Below are 20039 nucleotides of genomic sequence, written 5' to 3'. Positions count from 1 at the left end.
CTTAAAGTCGCTTATAAATTATTAGTTTACGTTTCATTGTACATTGATTGAACGGCTGATTTAAAGACGTCAGTTTATCGTGTTGATTTTAATAGGTTGTGACTGTCTGTTGAAAATAGCTCAGGGGGGCTTTAACGTGGCTGCCACAGGTGCTGTAGCAGCCAACAAAAGATTAGAAAGAATAGTTCAGGGTGATATCAACTGAGCGAGGTTCGCCCGGCTGCACCCATATTTGTGTGTATGAGTTGGGGAAGTATGTGCGGTCAAATAAATTATGCACTTGTAATTTCACTTCAAATTGCTGCGTGACATCATATCGTGCAAACATATTGGCCACGGTGTACGCTGGCAAGTAAAAATCAGAGCCTCGTTGACCTAAACGTTCATCGACATAATTAGCGCCAATGCCGAGCGTGAGTGCGCGCTCAAACACGGGCAATTGCTTGCTAATGTGTAAGCTGGCGCTGTTTTGTGGAATGTTAAGCAGCGCATCACCTTGCTTTAATGCCACCCCAAGGCCGGTATCTTTTGCATCTTTATCTACTTGCGCATCTATATATGCATAAGAAAACCACACATCAATATCACCTGGTAACTGCCCAGTGACATCAAACTCAACCCCTTTGCTGCTCGCTTGGCCAATCGCAGTGTGGTAACCCGGATTGGCGGCATCTGCGACGATTATATTTTTTTGCGTACTATCAAAATAAGCCAGCGTAACGCCTAAATTGTTGTCGATCAGATTAAATTTAGTGCCGATTTCGCCCGAAGTCGTTTCATTGGGTTTGAAGCCTTGACCACTGGCATCAGTACCAAAATTCAGGCGATACCCTTCGCCGTAACTTGAATACACAGACCAGCTGTCATTTAATTGATAAACCACACCCGCTTGCGGACTGAAATGGGATTCAGATTGCTCCGCTGAGACATTTCGAATGCGATCATCGAGGGTTTGTTTTAAACGGTCAATCCGCCCACCAACGCGAACATGTAAATTATCCGTTAAACGCATTTGATCTTGCAGGTATAGGCCGGTCGCGATTTGTTCTTGCACTCTGACAATGGCAGGAACAGGTGTCGGCAATGCATGTTGGCCATAAAGAGGTTGGTATATATCAATCGCATGCAGCCTTTCATTACTAGGGTTAGTTGAAAGTGCAGGCGCGCGATAGACACGGTAATCGCGATCATAATCGAATAAATCGTAGTCAATGCCGACGATTAACTCATGCGTAATGGCACCAGTATCAAATTTCCCTGATACTTCTGAACGAATAACAAACTGATCGGTGTCGTAATCACGTTGACGTCTTTGACGAGTGAGCGTGCGGCCATTGTAATAGAGCTTTTGTCGCGAAGGTGAGACTTCTGCATCACTCGATGTACCGGTTAATTGTGTTGAACGATAACTCAAACCTGAATTAACGAACCAATCGTGCGCAAGCTCATATTGCCATTGTAGCTGATGACCGAGCACTTCGGTTGTTGTCGGGCCATCGCCAGGCTCACCTAAAAAGCGCTCAATGGGCATCATATCAAAATCGCCGGCAAGGGCGAGAATGCCTCGGTCGAATGGAATTTCTTGACGGGCAGCTTCTAATTCATATTGCCAGACAGAGCGCGCGCTTTGCTCAAATAATACCGAGGCCATGACGCCTTTTTTGTTGATGTCGATGGTATCGCGAAAGCTATCGCCGGTTTCGTAAAAACCAATCACTCGCGCGGCGGTTTGCTCTGTTAAGCCGCCACTCAAATCTGCCTCTATGCGACGTTTATCTCGGCTGCCCAATTCGAGCGCTATGTTACCTTGTTGCTCAAAAGTCGGTTGTTTGGTGATTAAGTTAATCGTGCCACCTGGCTCACCTCGGCCATACAGTGCCGCTTTGGGGCCTTTTAAAACTTCAACTCGTTCAATGCCCGACAAATCCCTAGGTCCTGAAAAACCGCGCCCTGCATTAAAACCATTGACTAAATAGCCGCTTGGGACATTTTCATCACCAAAAAATCCCCGTATCGCAAAACTATCCCATAATCCGCCTAAACTATTTTGCCGAGAAACGGAGGCTGATAAATCGAGCGCCTGAGTTAATCCTGTTACACCAGTGTTTTTAATGAGCTGTTGATTTATTTCAGAGACAGCTTCAGGCGTTTTTAATACATCAAAATTACCACGGTAAGTTTGGCGCTTAGCGGTCACTTCAATTGTTTCGATTGTTTGGTCAGTGTTCGCCAAAAGGCCAGTAGAGCATAAACTCAACGCAACCCCGAGGTGAATAGAACAAAGTTGAAATGAGCGAAGGCTGATGTGCATTGTAATTCCTTTAACAATATGAGAGTGGATACTTTAGATTTGTTATATCATAACATTTAGTGTGATTGTGTTGTAAAGCACTTATTTATTGGTTAGTTATTGAAATAATTAAAAATACTGTGCTGATTGCTCATTTCAACGGTACCATAAAACTTGCTTGGCCAATGAATGCGCCGGATTCAACGATTATTTTTGCATCTTTGTAATACACTAAATCATCAGATAATTTTTTTTTACAATGCTTTGGAAAGTAGCCTTCAAAACTCACTTGCTCGGTTTTATTGATGGTACGTTTAAACTTAAGATCAATATCTCTTAAGTAGACTTCGCCGGCTTTAGTGGCTAATTGATTATCCCAACAGCCGTAAATGATGCCCAGCTGTGAAATCCAAATCATCACTTCTTGCTTCTACCAATTTGTAAATAATCAGACATCATCAACGGTTGTTGTTGCTCAGCCAACACTTGGTTGGCAAATGTTTCATCTTGCTGGTTCGATAATAACGCCATAAAACGCGTGTACAGCGCCATGTTTGGAGCGGTAAAAGAATCATGGCTGATGTTTTTAATTGACTGAAATACATCACAAATTTGTGAGGCATATTGAGTGGCAGAGAATACAGGAATCATAAATACCTAATTTAGGAAAAATTGTTACACTTTATATTTTAAAAATGTTATAACATAACAAAATTCAGTGGTGCAAGTGTTTCGTTTTTAATTTGGGTACTTTGTAATATTAACAGGAAGTGATGTGTATGCTCGACAGGTTTAATGGCATCAAAGGACGGTGGTTTTTAACCCTCGCAATAGTCGGTTTAATTGTATTGGCGGGTTATTTTATCGCCCCTTCAGCCAACCCAAAACAGGGGGGGAGTGGTGAATTAATCAAGCCGTTACCTTTGATCAGCGTGACCTCTATCACGCCTCAATCTATGCATACGCAACTTGAATTATCGGGCATTGTTACGCCCATTGAAAATACTGATATCGCCTTTGAAGTGGCCGGTAAAGTGACCTATTTACACCCAAGCTTTGTCGAAGGGGGCATAGTTCAAAAAGGAGCGGTACTGATCACGCTTAACCCGTTTGATTTAGCAGCAAAAGTGACATTAGCAGAAGCAACTGTAGCCAAAGCCAGTGCGGAGTTTGAGGAAGAAAAAGCGAAGGCAAGCGTCGCTAAATCGACCCTTTTACTGGCGAATTCACCTGCTCATAATCCGCTTGCGCAGCGCGAGCCTCAGGTTAACAGCGCCAAAGCTGCGTTATTGGCCGCGCAAACTCAATTGCAAATTGCTCAAGCCAACCTGACTCGAAGCGAATATCGCGCCCCTTATGATGCACTGGTTCAGCAGCGCAAAGTGGGTCTAGGTCAAGTGATCACCCAAGGGCAAACTCTTGGGCGTTTAGCCAATGTCGCCAAAGCCGATGTGCATGTGGCGATTACCGATGACAAGTTACCTTTGTTGGCAGAGTTACCGATCAGTAATGTTCGTATTGATCACCATCAAGTTGAGCATACCGGGCGCTTAACGCGTAGTCTTGGGACACGTTCTACCGCAACGCGCAGTGCTACGTTTATTGTCGAAATTACCGATCCGTACGGATTAAGCAATGAAGGAAAACGCATTGAGTTTGGTGAATTTGTCCAGGTATCAGTGCCGACAAAAAGGTTTAAAAATGCAGCCCTTGTTGCACACCATATGGTGAATGATGGCCGCATTTGGACTTTATCGCAGGATCAGACTCTCCAATCGATCCCCGTTGAGATTGTGGGCAGTCAACAGCAGGATGTCATCATTGCGCTGCCCAGTCACCAGCCGATGTTGATAGTCGATAAACGCCCTGAAATTGTCAGAGAAAACATGGCGGTTAATGTCGTACAGTCGACGCTCGCAACAGCGCCTGTGAAGGGGCAATCATTATGAACGCACTGCCCGAAAAAGCACAGCCCGAGAAAACACCCCCCTATAAAAACAGTGTGATTGCATTTTTTTGTCACCGTCCTTTAGTTGCCAACTTATTGATGATTTTTATTATTGTGATGGGATTGCTGAGCTTTAGCAGCATTCAAAGGCAAATGTTCCCCATTGCTAAAGCCCCAGAGATCCACATTCAAATTCAATACTTTGGTGCATCAGCTAAAGAGCTTGAAGAGCAAGTACTCAAAAAAATTGAGCAGGCACTCAATAGCCAAGCAGGTATAAAGCGTATTGAAAGTGAGGCCAGACAGCACAGCGCCAGCATGATCATTGCGTTATATGCCAATCAATCAAGCGAGCAACGGCTTAACGAAATCAAACATAAACTCGATGCTATCGCTGATTTACCCAGAGCTATGGAGCCGATTGTGTTATTCAATAAACCACAATTACAAAATGCGGTGAGCTTAGTGCTCACAGGCCCTCAGGATAAGCTTGCTTTAAAACAATTTGGCGAACAGATCAAACGAGAGTTGTTGGCACGGGATGTGATAAGTCATGTCCAGGCGACCAACTTACCCGATGTTGAGTTTTCTATCGAAGTATCACGTCATGCGTTACAGCGCTACGGTTTGGCACTCGAGGATATTGCCGCCCTGATCCGTGCGCAATCGCAAAATATTAGTGCCGGTCAAATCGCCACCGAAAATGGCAAAATTAATCTGCAAGTTCCAGCACAAAAAGACACCCTGATCAGCTTAAATTCATTGCCTTTATTGACCACAGAGCAAGGTGAATTATTGACACTAGGCAGTGTTGCCACGGTTAAACAATCACTCACTGAGCAGTTACATCTTGCGCAGCTCAATGGCCACAATGCATTTTATATGCGTATTTTAGCCGATGAATCACAATCGATTACTGCCGTAGCTCAAAGTGTTCAAGCCTATTTAGCCTATAAAACGCCTCTGTTGCCTGCTGGGTATTCGCTCTATCAATTAGTCGACACGACTTATTATTTAGAGGGGCGATTGAATATGATGCTCAGCAATTTAGCCCAAGGTGCCTTGTTGGTATTTATTGTGTTGAGTGTGTTTTTACGTGTGCGTTTAGCATTGTGGGTGATGCTCGGTTTACCGGTGAGCTTTTTAGGTGCAATTTGGTTGATGCCATTTATTGGTATCACGCTTAATGTGGTCTCACTGTTTGCCTTTATTATGGTGTTAGGCATTGTGGTTGATGATGCCATAGTGATCAGCGAAAGTGCTGCACAAGAAGCTGCTGATAAGGGGCACAATGTTGAAAATATCATTGTTGGTGCCAGTAAAGTAGCAGCTCCAGCCACTTTTGGCGTGCTGACCACGATGGCTGTGTTTTTGCCCTTTATGTTCAGTACTGGCCCAAATTCTGGACAGTTTATTGCCATTGCAGGGGTTGCACTGCTGTGTTTGTTGTTTAGTTTAATTGAATCAAAAATGATTTTGCCCGCCCACCTTGCGCATAGCCCAATTAAGCCACTGCCTACAACTCACTGGCGCACACGGTTTGATGGTGGGTTATCGCGTTGGTTAACAGGGCGTTTTTTGCCTACTTTAAAGCAGGTGATTCATTTTAGGTATCCGGTTTTAATGTTGTTTATAGGTGTGTTAGTCGCAGCTGTGTTAATTTTAAAAGCTGGCGTGATTGGTTTTACTGCCGTGCCCAAAGTGCCCCATGATTTCCCATCCATTCATGTGCAAATGGATAACAATGCGTCCCATCAACACACATTGCAGGCAGTGAAACAGATTGAACAAATGGTGCTGCAAGTTGAGCAACAAACGCAGCAAAGCACCGGTAAAAAGCTGGTAAAAGATACCTATATTTGGCTCGATAATGACACCGAAGGCGAAGTGCTTGCGCCATTGGTTGATGAAGATAAACGCCCATTTGATGCATTTGAATTAGCCCGCCGCTGGCAGGCGGCCATGCCGACGCTTCTGGGGGTCAAAGCCATTACCATCGAATCTGATGTGATTGATATTAATCAAAAGCCAGAGCTTAGTTATCAGCTATACAGCGACAACTTAAGCAGCTTAACGGCCGCGACGCACGATTTGAGTGCGGCGTTGGCCGAGCATCAAGCCATCGCGCAATTAACCTCAAATCTCAATACTAATCAGCAAGAATGGCAAATTGAGCTGACACCCAAAGGCATTCATTTAGGGTTGACCTCCAGTGAGGTCGCCAAGCAGGTTTTTGCTTATTTTTATGGCATAGAAGTGCAACGAGTGGTGACGCAGCAGCAAACGGTGCGTTTTATGGTGCGTGCGCCTTTGAATGAACGCCAATCTTTCTCATCATTAGCAGCTCTGCCTATTCGTATTAATCACCAGTCACAGGTGCTTTTTTCAGACGTAGCAACACTCACCACCACACGCAGCAGTCACGAAATTCATACCGAACAAGGCAAACGCACCTTTACGGTATCGGCGTTTATTGTGCCCAGCCAAAAAGCTCAAGTCATGGCGATCCGTTCAGCGCTCGCAGCGCAGATCTTACCGACAATAAAAGCACGCTACCCTGATGTGGCATTTGATTTAGGGGCGCATTTAAAAGAGCAACAACAAGAGCAAAGCCAAGTCACTGCCTTTGCAATAATCGCGCTATTGGCGGTGTATAGTTTATTAGCTATTCCACTTAAGCGTTATTGCCAACCGTTATTGGTCATTATTGTTATCCCGTTTGCGACAGCAGGAGCTGTGTATGGCCATCTATTGTTGGGTATTCCATTAAGTATGATGTCAGTTTTTGGCATGATTGCCGCTGCAGGCGTGGTCATAAACGATGCGCTGGTGTTACTCACTCGCGTCAATCAGCTGCGCGATGTGATGCCACTTAACGAGGCAATTTTCCAAGGGACGATAGCGCGTTTTAAGGCCATTTTAATCACTTCACTGACCACTTTTATTGGTTTGTTACCCTTGATGTTTGAAAGCAGTTTACAAGCGCAGTTTGTGATCCCAATGGCGGTTTCACTCAGTTTTGCCGTTTTGTTTGCAACGTTTACGTCACTGATTTTACTGCCTTGCCTGATTTATATCGCCTATGAGTGCCAAGCAACATTAGGCGCATTGCTCAACATTTTGACTTTTAGGCGCCTAGAGGTTGCTTCGCAAGAAATAGCCAAGCCTAAGTAAGAGGCGCATCACTGATAATAACCGGGTCCGTGGTGGGTTGTGTTTCTTTCTAGTACTGCAAGCGAGGTCCCGCTAATGCGCGTTTTAAGATAAGTCACTGCCGCTATGGTTTGGATCAACCATTATTTTCGTGGCAATTACAGCATGTTATGTCGATGATTTATGAGCTGGCGACAGGGGGGAAGTGATATAAGTTTCAATAAAAAACATAACAAATGTTATGTTATCACATTTCGTTATGATATGTTATATCAACGCTATGTCTGAAAAATAACATGAAGGTGTATTTTATGATTGAAATGAATAACGTGAGTAAATCCTTTGGTGCTCATAAAGCCCTTGATTCACTCAGTTTAACGGTGCCAAGCGGTCAGGTAACGTGCTTACTTGGCGCCAATGGGGCAGGTAAAAGCACCACCTTAAATTTGCTGCTCAATTTTATCGAGCCCGATAGCGGCGAAATTATTATTGATGGCATGAATGTGCAAAAAGAGCCTGAACGCAGTAAACAGGCATTGTTTTATTTACCAGAGCAAGTCAACTTATATGAAGAGTTTAATGCACTAGAAAACTTGACGTATCTCGCCAAACTCAGTGGCGATGTCGTTACAGAGCAAGCTATTCGCGACGCCCTGACTGAAACGGGTTTACAGCAAAGCGCATGGCTTGAACCATTAAGCAGTTATTCAAAAGGCATGCGCCAAAAGGTCGGCATTGCCTTTGCCATTGTGCGCGGTGCAAAAGTGCTATTGCTTGATGAACCTACTTCAGGACTTGACCCAAGTGCCACACTCGAATTCATCCGCATTATCGAAACATTAGCATCACGAGGCGCGGCTATTTTAATGGTCACTCATGATCTGTATTGCGCCCATTGTTTATCTGATCAGATTGGCATTATGAAACAAGGTCAACTTAAAGCGCTGCTAGTGAATCAAAATTTAAGCCTTGAAAGCCTCGAAACCCATTATCACCAACACATTAATGATCACTCAACTGTCACTACAGAGTCGTTATCAGCCACCCCTCATTTAGCCTAATTTTGGAAAGTATTAGTAGTATGTTTATGTTTTCTCGCAAACCTCTTCGTTTAGCCATTTTAAGTGCTTGTTCAATCAGTTCTATTGCTTTTGCAGATGAGCAACAAAGCCAAGATTCGACCTTATTTATTGGTGATGTGATTGAAGTCACAGCCGCTAAAAATAGTGCAATTGACGCCCAGTTGGTCGGCTCGGTTGATATTTTAGGCCGTGATCAAATTAAAAATGAGCATGTGGATGTCACCATGGATTTACTCAAAAAAATCCCCGGAGTGTACTTTTCGCGCTTTAACCAAGGCATTATTTCGACCGATATAGCCATTCGTGGTTTTAATGCTGAAGGATCCATGCCCCACACCAAGTTACTCATTGATGGCGTGCCGAGTAATTTGCATGTCGGTTTGAGTGAAATGGATGCGTTGTTTCCGATGGAACTCGATTGGGTTGAAGTAGTCAAAGGCAACCATGATGCCCGTTATGGCCTGCATAATTTGGCTGGCAATATCAATATGCATAGCCGCCGTGATGAGGCAAAAGAAGTCGAAATGCTATTAGGTAGCTTTGATACGGTTGAGGCACAAGGCTATTTTGGCGATGTGGATGGTAATTTCTCACAGCACTATTTTGTCGGTGCACGCACCACCAATGGTTATCGCGAACATGGCGATTTAGACAAGCATACTTTTTCGGGTAAATGGTTTTATCAACCTAATACCGACACCGATATTGGCGTGATTGCGCGTTATTTTGATTATGAAGCTGATGCACCGGGCTATTTAACAGAGCAAGAAGCCAAACGAAACCCACGCCAGTCGGCCAGTTATGCCAACGATGACTCAGGTAATAAACAAACGCGTCATCTCAGTGTGCACCTTGATCACAGTGTCAGCCAAGCATTAGCGCTGAGCGTGAAAAGTTATTGGCAGCAATTTGACCGTCATCGTTTTGTCCGTTTCACTGCAGGATCGTCTTTGCAAGAGCGTCTTGAAGAAGATCAGCAATTTGGTGTCATCGCCACCTTAAGTTATGTGCTGAGCCCCGATTGGTTACTGACCGCAGGCCTTGACTATCAAGGGCAAGACAACAGCAACGAGCGCTTTGTTAGCGAAGGCCAAAACAGATTAAAACAAAGCCGTTATTGGGACTTTGATTACAATAATTACGGCGGGTTTACTCAAGCACAATATCGCGGTGAAAAACTTCTGATCAGTGGTGGCTTGCGCGTTGATGGCTTTGCTGGCGACTTTACCAATCAATTATCTGGGCAACAAAAACGGATTAACGATCCGGGGCTCACTGTTCAACCTAAATTCAATGTGTTGTACGAACTGCAAGAGACACTCAATGTGTTTGCTAACTACGGTGTCAGTTTTCAAGCCCCCACAGGCAGCGATGCGTATTTGGGCGACAACAACAGCGATTACGATTTTTCTAAAAATTATGGCTACGAAGCAGGGCTTAAATGGCAGCCTCTTGATTGGCTCGATACCCGTTTATCTATTTGGCAACAAGAGGCCAAAGATGAGCTGACTCAAAAAACCGATGGCTCTGGCGATTTTGAAAACCTAGGCAGTACAAAACGTGATGGCTGGGATGTCGGCTTTAGCGCCTATGTTAATCAACAATGGTCTGGGTTTGGTGCGTATACACGTCAAGAAGCCAAATTGGTTGAGCCAGGTGAGTCGCAATTGGCCAGTAAAGGCAATTGGTTGCGTGGCGTGCCTGAGTATACCGCGACTTTAGGTGTGATTTATCAGCCGATAGAGTTGCTAAAAGTCTCAGTATTTGGTCATTTTCAAGGCGATTATTATGTCAGTAATGTGCTGCAGACTAAGCGTTACGGTGATTACAGCATTATTGACTTAGCGTTCGATTATGACTTGGGCTGGGGCAATGCTGGCCTTCGCATTAACAATGTGTTCGATAGTTACCACGAATATGTTTACTTAGTTGGTAGCGAAACCATTCACTCACCGAGCAGTGGCCGTGCGGTCAACTTGAGTCTGTCTTATCGTTTTTAAAAGGGATTATTTATGATTAATTCAGTGAGCTTTAATGTCTGCCAGCATGAGCTGCGATTAAAGCTAAAAAATAATAGCCTCTGGCTGTTGTTTGCGCTCATGCAGCTGTTGCTGGCAGTGGCCCTTTGGACCAGCTGGCAGCAATATCAACACAGTCAGCAGTTGCAGCATACTTCACAAGCCATGGTCGAAGAGCAATGGAATGCCCAGCCTGATCGTCACCCGCATCGGGTGGCGCATTTTGGTCATTTTGCATTTCGACCGCCCAGCGCGTTGAGCTACTTTGATGTCGGCGTCAACAGTTGGGTTGGCCACAGTGTGTTTTTAGAAGCGCACAAACAAAATAGCGCTAACTTTGCCAGCGACAGTCACGGCAGTACGTTGCTGCGGTTTTCTGAATTGAGCGTGGCAAATTTATTACTGTTAGTTTGGCCTTTGTTGTTGATTGTGATGGCGTTTTCTTCCATTAGTGGCGAGCGGCAAACCGGCACGCTCAAGCAGTTAATATCGATAGGTGTGCAGTTCAAAGATATTCTGATTGGCAAAGGCTTAGCGTATTGGCTGTTATCGATGGGGTTTTTAGTGCCGGTGTTTGTTGCCACGATATTGATGGCACTCATGGGCGAGACCACCTTTAACAGCGATGTGCTGATACGGATTGGTTTATTGTTTATGAGTTATACCTTGTACTGTTTATTTTGGGTGGTATTGATTTTAGTGTGCTCGTGTTTAACCAGTGCACCAAAACAAAGCTTAAATGTGCTGATCACCATTTGGTTTGTCTTGACGATTTTAACCCCGCGGGCGGTGGCCGATATTGCAGAGCATCTTTATCCTCATAAAAATGCCAATGACTTAGCGCTTGCGGTCAAGTTAGATGTGCGCAAAGTGGGCAATAGCCACAACCCAGATGATCCACATTTTAATACCTTCAAAGAAACGGTTTTAGCGCAATATGGCGTTAGTGATGTGGCAGACTTACCCGTTAATTATCGGGGATTAGTGATGCAAGAAGGAGAGCGGATCACTGCTGAGATTTATCAGCGCCATGCGGATCAACAACTCGCACAATTTGCCGCACAGCAGGCGTTTGTGTCGCGGTTTTATTGGTTGAATCCGTATTTAGCCATTCGCGATTTTTCAATGGCAGTGAGCGCCAGCGACCAACGGCACTTTTTTGATTTTGAGCGCCAAGCTGAGCATCACAGGTATGAGCGCACGCAAAAGTTAAACAAGTTGCATACCGAAGAAGTGCATTTTCATAATGATCGCGATCAGCGTGTCTCGGCCAGTTTTTGGCAGCAGTTTTCTGCATTTGAATACACGAATCCTACTTTAGCTTGGTCGTTAAACGGTTTATGGCTGTCTATCTTTGCACCTTTGTTGTCGCTGCTGATCCTCATTTTTGTGCTGGCACGTGGTTCATTACAACGTAAGGCGGTGGTGTATGCTTAAGTTTGAATTAAAACGATTATTTCAGGGCACAGCAACTAAAGTCAGTTTGCTGGTTTTTATTATCAGTGGTTTATTGGCTATTTATTTAGGGGCCAACAGTTATAAATCGTTGCGCATTGATCAGGTTAAATCGAGCATCGTGTTTGAAAAAGAGCGCGAATACATCAAAAGCAAAGAGTCCATTCCTGAAATGGGATCGCTGGCTTATTATGCCTACGCGCCAACGGCTTGGCAGTTGTCGCCATGGGCGGCGCTATTTAATGGTCAAAGCCAAAATAATTTAGTGGCGATGAAAATTAATGCGCTGGCACTGCAAGGGCAAATTCACAATAAAGAGGCCATCAATCCAGCCAAACATCGTGCAGGAGGCTTCGATTTAGGGTTTGTACTGGCTTATATGTTACCTGTGTTAATTGGTGTGCTCAGTGTGAATTTACTCAGTGAGGAGCGCCAATCTGGGCGTTGGCGTATGCTCAGCGCCTTTGCCAATCATACGGCTAAAAAACTGATTTTCCGTGCGATTTTATGGCGTTACATTTTAATTGTTTTGATGATCACAGTGTTGTTTTTAGTCAGTGCCGCGCTATTAAGTTTACCCTTAGATGGCCTGTTTTTAACTTTATATGCCCTCAGTTGTGTCTATGCGTTGCTGTGGTTTTTAATTGCCACAGTGATCATGAGTTTTAACCAGTCGTCACTGTTTAATAGTTTGGCGTTTATTGGGACTTGGCTGTTGTTTGCTGTGCTGATCCCTGGGTTTATTCATCTGGCACTCAATAGTCAGTTTGATAATGCTGCGCCACTCAAAGCGGCCACTTCACAGCGGCTAATTTTAAATGATGGTTGGGATCAAGATAAGCAAGCAGCATTGGCCGAATTTACTTCGCAGTATCCAGAGTATGCTGATAAAACCGAGTATGAAGGTCGCTTTCATTGGAAGTGGTATTACGCCATGCACCAACTGAGTGATTTATCGGTGCAAGAGCAGTGGCACGCTCATTTGATGCAGCAACAACAAAGCCAGCGTTGGTTAACTCAGTTCAGCTTGTTGTCACCTACGTTGTTTTTTCAAAACCAGTTAAACCAACAAGCGGGGACAGATAATCAAGCTTATTGGCACTATTTAACGCAGGTGAGCGCCTATCATCAACAGATCAGGGAGTTTATTTACCCTTATTTGTTTAACGACACGCCCGTCACTGCCGCCGATGTCGATAGCTTCCCTTTGTTTGCTTATGTCAGTGAAAACAGCAATCAACCAGCACAAAGCGGCTGGTTGCTACTGGTGATGATGTTTGCTCTTGGTGTTATCAGTCAGATACGCTTTAAACAGCAGCGCTTTGTTTAAAACGCTAGCACAGTGAAATTGTGAAGCCAGTTAGATTAGTAACTGGCTTTTTTATTGCCTAACGTGTGCTGCGCTTTGAGATGAAGTCAGTAGGGCAGCCCCGCAGACACCTGATCAAAAAGTGTCTTTTAATAATCCTAACATGTCATCAACCGATAATTTGGTAGCCATTTCATTACCGGCTAGCAAGGTATCTGCTAAGTCGCGTTTATGCTGATGCATTGCGACAATTTGCTCTTCGATGGTGCCTTTGGCAATCAGCCGATAGACAGTTACTGGGCGTTGTTGGCCCATGCGATGGGCGCGATCGGATGCTTGTTCTTCCACCGCAGGATTCCACCACGGATCCATGTGAATAACATAGTCAGCTGCGGTGAGATTAAGCCCCGACCCACCGGCTTTTAAACTAATTAAAAATACATCACCTTCGCCGCGTTGAAAGGCATTTACGCGCTGTTGGCGCTCTTTGGTTGGGGTGCTGCCATCAAGATACTGATAAGCAATACCTTGCGAATCTAAATGCTGTTTTATTAAGGCTAAATGCCCAACAAATTGGCTAAAAATCAGGGCCTTGTGGTTATTTTGTTGCAGCTCAATAAGCAAGGTATTTAAAGCGGCTAATTTTGAGCTAGTCAATGTGCTATTGGGCATAATGAGCGCAGGGTGGCAACATGCTTGGCGTAGTTTTGTTAGTTCCGCCAGCATGCGAATACGCTGCTCTGCGGCATTGCTGTGGCTGCTAGCATCGGTTAATTTGGCAATGGCCGTTTGTCTGAGCGCCTCATAAAAAGCGTGTTCATCTTCACTCAACGTTATAGTGAGATTAATGTCGGTGCGCGGTGGCAGCTCGGTTAATACTTGGTGTTTCATGCGTCTGAGCATAAAGGGTTTGATCAGGGTTTTTAGGCCTTGGCGGGCTTTATGCGCGGCGGTTGGATCTTGTTTGGCGTTATCAATCGGTACAGAAAACCGCTGGTTAAAGCGTTTTAAATTACCCAGTAATCCAGGATTTATAAAGCGAAATAAGCTCCACAGTTCCGTGAGGTTATTTTCAATTGGCGTTCCGGTGGTAATGATTTTAAACGGGGCTTTGAGTGCGCACGCGGCTTGGGTGCGTTTTGCCAGTGGGTTTTTTAATGCTTGGGCTTCATCGGCAACAATCGTATGCCAAGTAAACTCTTGTAATAATTCACTTTCTCTTTGTAATAAACCATAGCTGATGATCATGCAGTCAAAGGGCCCTAATCCGCTTAAGAGCGCTTGGCGCGCCTCGCCTGCGGCGGTGTCTGAAAATATATGTAAATTAAGCGTGGGGGCAAATTTTCTCGCTTCTTGTTGCCAGTTAAAGCACACAGATGTCGGCGCTATGACTAAACTTGGGCCGTCTTTTGCGCGAGCCAATAATAAGGCGAGTGCTTGTAATGTTTTACCTAAGCCCATGTCGTCGGCTAAACAAGCGCCCGCCCCCCAATGAGCAAGGCGGCTTGCCCAATCAAACCCTGCAAGCTGATATTCGCGCAAGCTCGCCTGTAAAGTGCTTGGAATAGTGGGAGTAATTGCGTTGGCTTGGTGCATTTTTTTGGTTTGTTCATCCCATGCATCAAGGGTTTTCATGCGCATAGGGGTAATGGCATCTTGCACTTGCAAGCTTGCAAGGGGGTGAAATTGCCCTTCGTCAGTGGCTTGATTTAAGCTCACCAAGCGTTGTTTTAATTCATCAGATAGCGCAAGAATTTGTTGATTATCTAAAGCAATAAATCGGCCTTGTTGATTATCGACAAGCGCCAACAGCGCTTTTAACTCAATGACTTTTTCATCATTGACTTGTAATGATCCGTTTAAGTTAAACCACTGATTCTTTTTGGTCATTGCCAATTGCATGTGTTGGCTTTGCAGCGGTTTAGTTAAATGAAATTTTTTACCTTTTGGCCAGCGCAGTTTAATGGCAAGCGGGCTGTTAGGATCACTGCAAGCGAGCTCTAGCTGCTCAAGTGCTTCAAGAGCACTTTGTAAGTCTGGTAGGGCTAACTGATTATCATGCATGTTTAAAAAAGCAGGGCAGAGGGTATCGAGCACATCTAACTGCTGTTGCTCTTGCAGTAAATCTCGGGTGGTGGCAATACGAGCCTGATTAATTTCGGTGGTGATTTTTGCACTGCCGATGCTGGGTTTAAATGCGGGGCCTTGCTCACCAAAAGGCATGGTGTAGCAATTAAACTCAAGGCCATCCTGAAAAGGCTGCACATTTATGTATAAATGCGGATCAGCTAAAACGGTGGCTAAACCGGTATCGAGTTCGGCCAAGTCTGAATGAATATTAAGTAGCGGTGCAATGGCATTAACACTGGCCAGCACTTTGTCTTTGGCGGCAATAGGAATAGCCAACCCTTCTTCGCCAATAATTTTGGCAATTTTTAAATGCTGGGCTTCAAAAAGGGTAAATTCATAGTGGCCAGCGGCACTTTCGTAAATTGAAAAAGGCTGTGCGCTTTGGCTGTCATCGATACTCGGTACGTTGGCAATGCTTAAAATGTAATGGCTGCCTTGCTGGGTGACTAATAATTCAGGCTCTTTTTGGCTTAACGAAATGGGCGCAGCCAAGGCATTTTCTAGATATAAATTGGGCGCATTTTTGGCAGCCAACAAGGCTTTTGCGCCACTTAGGTAATACTCTTTTTGATTCGAATACCACCCTTGTGCCACCGAAATAGCATGGCATAAGGCGCGGTCTTGTTCTGTTAAATAACTAATTTGCTGTGGGTTTTCGCGCAATCGCTTTAAAGAAACGACCCGCCCTTTACTCCAGCCACTGGCGCTTTGTTTTTGTTCACGTGCACTAAACGACAGCTCATAAGGGCTGAGTGTCATTTCCCAAATGAGGCGTGTTGGTTTTTCTTCAGGTTTATCAATGGCTTCTGGGTTCAGTGCCAGTAACTGCTCAAGCGCAATGTCCCAGCTGTGCTTGGGCTCAATGATGGTTGCGATATTAAGTAGGAGTGGCTCGTTTATTTCAACGCCCTTATCTGCGGTCTGGTTGGCCAGTAATTGTTGAGCAAGGCGCGCGAATAAAAATAGCTCGGCTTGCTCAAAAAAATCAATCGCTTGCATTAGCAATGTTTGGCTTGGTGCACTTATTTGATGGTTAATCCAATGCTGTGATAAAGCATCAAGCCAATTGATCATATGAAAGTAAAAAGGATGTTGCTCGTTTAAAAAGTCTAAGGTGTGAGCATGAGAAAAATACTGACAAGCGTGGCTTAGGCTGCGCAAAGTGCCTAAGAGAAATTGAGCCACATAAAGGCTGTTATCGACTATTTTTTTCTCTTGTAACTCCCCTTCAATGTGCGCCCGTGCTTGCTCAAAAATGCTTGCATCGACCGTATTTCCTCTGATGAGCAACGTTAAAGTATGCAAGATACCAAGCGGGCCTGATAAATGTGGTTGCTTTCGTTTGCCGTATTTTTGCTTTGCAGCCAGTGCTTGGCTAAATAGTTGTTGCGCTTGTTCAAGCTGGTTGTTCATTAAAGTGAGGCTTGCTTGTAGTGCAAGGTAATAACAATTACTTTTTAATGGCGCGAGTAATGCCGCGCTTTGTGTTAATTGACCCACATAGAGGTATTGCTCTGCCAACAATAACGCTAAAAGTTCATATTCGGGCTGTAACTGCTGCACATTTTTTAATAAATCCAGCGCAAAGTGCACCGGTTCACCGTGTTGGCGAATGAAGTAAAACCAGCTCGCAAATGCTTGGTATTGTGTATCGGGGGGCAGGGTCACAAAGTGGTTTAAATCAAACTCGATAAAACAGCACTCAACTAATACCTGATTACGAACATGATTGACTGTTTGCGGGTTTTTATGAAACGCCAGCGTGTCTTCAAGGTGTTTAACATTACCCAGATAATAAAAGTCGCGAGCCAAACGCAGCTCGTCTTCTTCGGTGCGTTCCCATTCGTACATATTAAGCACCGGCACAACCTGTTCGGCGATGTCTAAAATAGTTAAAAAATGATTGTCTGCCAAGCTCTCGCGGGTCAGTCGCGCTGCCAAATAAGGTGAAATGTGCATGCCTTTATGACTTGAGCTGATAAAGCCTTGTGTGATCAATTGCTTTTTCATTTCAGGTTTTAAGCTAATAAACCCTTCAGGCCACTCAAACAAAAAATGTTGTTGATACAAACGCAAAAGCCGATTTATGTTGCCACTTGATACCGGCTTATAAATAACCGCAAGAATTTTGAGCAGCCACTGCTCGGGCAGGTTAAGGGCTAAATAAGCGTGATAAAGCGCCGCTGTTTTTTGCGACGTTTGGGCATTGATAATCATAAGAAATGCTGTGTTTTTGTTAGTAAAAGTGCAGTGCGGCTACTATAACGCGAGTCGTGATACAAAAACACACAGAATTACTTATTCGAATTTCATGAGTTTCACCCTTAGAGATACTTTGGTAACAACTCGGTGCGTTTTTATATCTTAAATCATAAATGTGATATCCGAGTGCCTGAATTAAAAAACAGCAAATGCACATTGTAGCGTTAAGGGGTCGGTGCAAGCCTGCTTGCGAAGACGAGCGAAGCTCGGCCGCTTTTTGTAGGTTGGGCTTTAGCCTGATGCTACTTTATTAAATTGTGATTTTTCACCGCCGAGTACTTTTTCACCACAGAGTACACCGATGCTTCGCTCACCGAGCAAAGCTAAGTGAGTAAAGCCAACTAATTAATAGCTTTTTCTTTCCTCTGTGTTTCTATTAACCTCGGTGGTTAACCTTCTTTTTCACCAAAGAAAGCTCAGTGGTTAAAAGACTTTCACCACAGAGGGCACCGAGCGCTGCGCACACCGAGCTTTTGATTGTTAATATCCGTGTTTGTTTTGAGATTTTATCGTAGGTGCAAGCCTGCTTGCGAAGGCGAGCGCAGCTCGGCAGGCTTTTGTGGTTGGGTATTAGCCTGAGGCGGCTTTAGCCCGACAGCTATTTAACAGCATTACTCGTTTTCACAGCAACAACTGCTTTTAAATTGAAAAACCGCTTATCAAATTAGCATTGTTGTCGCACTGGCGACGGCAGCCAAGGGGAGGCTATCGCCGGTCTCCCCTTGGAACCCCTCGGCGCCCCAGATTTTCAAAAAATAGGCAAACGACTCTTCAAAAATACATTTGATGTGAACCATAAACGCCATGAAGCGGCAATCCATGCCTTAGCATGGCTTGCTCAACTTCCTGTCGCGCATTATTCACCAAATCTATTTTTTCAGGTTTGATTTAAGGGGGAATTGTTTGCATCGGCGTGAGCTTTGATATTTGCGCAGGTGCAAGCCTGCTTGCGAAGGCGAGCGAAGCTCGGCAGATTTTTCTTTAAGATAAATTAAATTATTTAGCCAAAAAGCAAGGCGCGACCCCATTGATTCTTCTTTTAAGTCTAGGGTAGCACAATGCAAGACCTGACCCCGTGATCTTTATTCAAAAACCATGGGTTTTCTGTGCTCGAAGCCAGTGACTTAAGCCAAGCCAAAGAGCTAATACACAGCCAAACAATCGATTTAGTCTTACTCGATATGAACTATGAATTTGACACCACTTCAGGTGACGAAGGGCTGAATTTTTTAAAAGGGATGCAAGGCACCACTGCGCCGCCGATTATTGCGATGACCGCCTGGTCGAGTGTCAACCTAGCGGTTGAAGCCATGCAAGTTGGAGCGAAAGACTTTTTTGCCAAACCTTGGGATAACCACGCTGTGTTAATGATGGTGAAAAAACACTTAGCGCTCGCTGATATGGATAAGTCGGCTCGGGGAGCAGCGCCCACTGATGAGTTTACAGCGCCTTCAAGCGATGAATTGCTTTGGCATAGCCCAGCCATGCAGCAACTTAAGCGACAAATAGATCGCATCGCCAAAACCGATGCGACGGTGTTTTTACGCGGAGAAAATGGCACCGGAAAAACATGCATTGCCGAATATATTCATCAACAATCGCTTCGCAGTGGCGCTTTTGTTGCTGTTAATATGGCCGCTATTGCTGAAAACTTGTTTGAAAGTGAGTTATTTGGTCATAAAAAAGGCGCATTTACTGACGCCAAACAAGATCGGCAGGGCCGTTTTGCTGCCGCCTCTGCAGGCACATTGTTTTTGGATGAAATTGGCACATTAGGCCTCAGCCAACAAGCCAAGCTACTGCGAGTATTAGAATCCCAACAGTATGAGCGGGTCGGCGATAACAGCACCTTGATTGCCGATTGTCGGGTGATCAGCGCTTCAAATGCTGACTTTGAGCAATTAATGGCCGTGGGCGGGTTTCGAACAGACTTATATTTTCGCTTAAACACCATCGAACTCGTGATCCCGCCATTACGAGAACGAAAAGAAGATATTGCCGTATTAGCCGAGCACTTCTTAAGGCTCCACAGTAAAAAATATCAGCTCACGACTCCGACTTTAAGTGCGTGTGCGGTGCAAGCTTTGCACGATTACCCTTTTGTTGGCAATGTACGAGAGCTTAGTCATATGATGGCACGTGCCGTGTTGATGAGCGATCACGATGAAATTACCGAGGCTGATTTATCTCTTCGCACCGACCAAACAGCCACCGAAGAAGAGCCTGTCGGGCTGAGCTTAATGACATTGGAGCAGGCTGAACTCAAATTGCTCAAAATGGCCATGGCGCAAAGTCAAAATCAAGTCGAAGAAGCGGCGTTGTTGCTTGGGATCAGTAAAAGCGCGATTTATCGACGCCTCGATAAATTCAATATTAAAACCAAATAAGGTCA

11 protein-coding genes and 1 pseudogene are annotated in these 20039 nt (G+C 44.7%); 8 read left to right on the top strand and 4 right to left on the bottom strand.

Translation table 11 applies throughout. The features are described 5' to 3' along the window. Nucleotides 1–172: 172 nt before the first annotated feature. The 3 genes from AC3KZC_RS19805 to AC3KZC_RS19795 all read right to left on the bottom strand — a co-directional run bounded on the left by AC3KZC_RS19805 (nucleotide 173) and on the right by AC3KZC_RS19795 (nucleotide 2941). Entirely contained in the window at nucleotides 173–2311 is a 2139-nt protein-coding gene (locus AC3KZC_RS19805) for a TonB-dependent siderophore receptor (protein ID WP_490579379.1), read from the bottom strand. A 130-nt stretch (nucleotides 2312–2441) separates the two neighbouring features. Then, on the bottom strand, nucleotides 2442–2711 hold the full coding sequence (locus tag AC3KZC_RS19800) for a hypothetical protein (protein WP_490579378.1): 270 nt from the start codon (nucleotides 2709–2711) through the stop codon (nucleotides 2442–2444). After that, nucleotides 2708–2941 carry a hypothetical protein gene (locus tag AC3KZC_RS19795; RefSeq protein WP_490579377.1) on the bottom strand — a complete coding sequence of 78 codons (234 nt, stop codon included), beginning with the start codon at nucleotides 2939–2941 and terminating at the stop codon, nucleotides 2708–2710. The genes AC3KZC_RS19800 and AC3KZC_RS19795 overlap by 4 nt, the downstream gene beginning before the upstream one ends. Nucleotides 2942–3069: 128 nt before the next feature. Between AC3KZC_RS19795 and AC3KZC_RS19790 the strand changes: the two genes are divergently transcribed. From AC3KZC_RS19790 to AC3KZC_RS19765, 6 genes are all read left to right on the top strand, one after another. Continuing rightward, the gene (locus AC3KZC_RS19790) at nucleotides 3070–4239 is read left to right on the top strand and encodes an efflux RND transporter periplasmic adaptor subunit (RefSeq protein WP_490579376.1); all 1170 of its coding nucleotides are present in this window, start codon (nucleotides 3070–3072) and stop codon (nucleotides 4237–4239) included. Continuing rightward, nucleotides 4236–7412, top strand: coding sequence for an efflux RND transporter permease subunit (locus AC3KZC_RS19785; RefSeq protein ID WP_490579375.1), 3177 nt, complete (start codon nucleotides 4236–4238; stop codon nucleotides 7410–7412). Before AC3KZC_RS19790 ends, AC3KZC_RS19785 begins: the two co-directional genes overlap by 4 nt. A gap of 290 nt (nucleotides 7413–7702) precedes the next feature. Continuing rightward, nucleotides 7703–8452, top strand: a complete 750-nt coding sequence (locus tag AC3KZC_RS19780; protein WP_490579374.1) for an ABC transporter ATP-binding protein — start codon at nucleotides 7703–7705, stop codon at nucleotides 8450–8452. A 20-nt stretch (nucleotides 8453–8472) separates the two neighbouring features. Continuing rightward, the gene (locus AC3KZC_RS19775; RefSeq protein ID WP_490579373.1) at nucleotides 8473–10473 is read left to right on the top strand and encodes a TonB-dependent receptor; all 2001 of its coding nucleotides are present in this window, start codon (nucleotides 8473–8475) and stop codon (nucleotides 10471–10473) included. Between the two features lie 12 nt (nucleotides 10474–10485). Then, nucleotides 10486–11928 (top strand): ABC transporter permease, encoded by a 1443-nt coding sequence (locus AC3KZC_RS19770; RefSeq protein WP_490579372.1) that lies wholly within the window; start codon nucleotides 10486–10488, stop codon nucleotides 11926–11928. Continuing rightward, the gene (locus AC3KZC_RS19765) at nucleotides 11921–13276 is read left to right on the top strand and encodes a DUF3526 domain-containing protein (protein WP_490579371.1); all 1356 of its coding nucleotides are present in this window, start codon (nucleotides 11921–11923) and stop codon (nucleotides 13274–13276) included. The genes AC3KZC_RS19770 and AC3KZC_RS19765 overlap by 8 nt, the downstream gene beginning before the upstream one ends. Nucleotides 13277–13390: 114 nt before the next feature. On the opposite strand, the gene AC3KZC_RS19760 is transcribed toward AC3KZC_RS19765, so the two are convergent. Further along, entirely contained in the window at nucleotides 13391–17602 is a 4212-nt protein-coding gene (locus AC3KZC_RS19760) for a DEAD/DEAH box helicase (RefSeq protein ID WP_490579370.1), read from the bottom strand. Between the two features lie 1139 nt (nucleotides 17603–18741). Here AC3KZC_RS19760 and AC3KZC_RS19755 point away from each other — a divergent pair. Both AC3KZC_RS19755 and AC3KZC_RS19750 read left to right on the top strand, forming a co-directional pair. Further along, nucleotides 18742–19011: pseudogene (locus AC3KZC_RS19755) on the top strand (response regulator); the annotation flags it as partial. A gap of 3 nt (nucleotides 19012–19014) precedes the next feature. Further along, on the top strand, nucleotides 19015–20034 hold the full coding sequence (locus tag AC3KZC_RS19750) for a sigma-54 interaction domain-containing protein (protein ID WP_490579404.1): 1020 nt from the start codon (nucleotides 19015–19017) through the stop codon (nucleotides 20032–20034). Nucleotides 20035–20039 lie beyond the last annotated feature (5 nt).

This window comes from Pseudoalteromonas sp. J2K-J031 (assembly GCF_058197095.2).
This window is presented reverse-complemented; position numbering and strand designations above follow the sequence as displayed.

Excerpts from the sequence above, each read along its gene's own strand:
- AC3KZC_RS19795 (WP_490579377.1), bottom strand. The coding sequence starts at position 2,941 with ATGATTCCTGTATTCTCTGCCACTCAATATGCCTCACAAATTTGTGAT.
- AC3KZC_RS19780 (WP_490579374.1), top strand. The coding sequence starts at position 7,703 with ATGATTGAAATGAATAACGTGAGTAAATCCTTTGGTGCTCATAAAGCC.
- AC3KZC_RS19790 (WP_490579376.1), top strand. The coding sequence starts at position 3,070 with ATGCTCGACAGGTTTAATGGCATCAAAGGACGGTGGTTTTTAACCCTC.
- AC3KZC_RS19775 (WP_490579373.1), top strand. The coding sequence starts at position 8,473 with ATGTTTATGTTTTCTCGCAAACCTCTTCGTTTAGCCATTTTAAGTGCT.
- AC3KZC_RS19770 (WP_490579372.1), top strand. The coding sequence starts at position 10,486 with ATGATTAATTCAGTGAGCTTTAATGTCTGCCAGCATGAGCTGCGATTA.
- AC3KZC_RS19805 (WP_490579379.1), bottom strand. The coding sequence starts at position 2,311 with ATGCACATCAGCCTTCGCTCATTTCAACTTTGTTCTATTCACCTCGGG.
- AC3KZC_RS19765 (WP_490579371.1), top strand. The coding sequence starts at position 11,921 with ATGCTTAAGTTTGAATTAAAACGATTATTTCAGGGCACAGCAACTAAA.
- AC3KZC_RS19760 (WP_490579370.1), bottom strand. The coding sequence starts at position 17,602 with ATGATTATCAATGCCCAAACGTCGCAAAAAACAGCGGCGCTTTATCAC.
- AC3KZC_RS19785 (WP_490579375.1), top strand. The coding sequence starts at position 4,236 with ATGAACGCACTGCCCGAAAAAGCACAGCCCGAGAAAACACCCCCCTAT.
- AC3KZC_RS19750 (WP_490579404.1), top strand. The coding sequence starts at position 19,015 with ATGATGGTGAAAAAACACTTAGCGCTCGCTGATATGGATAAGTCGGCT.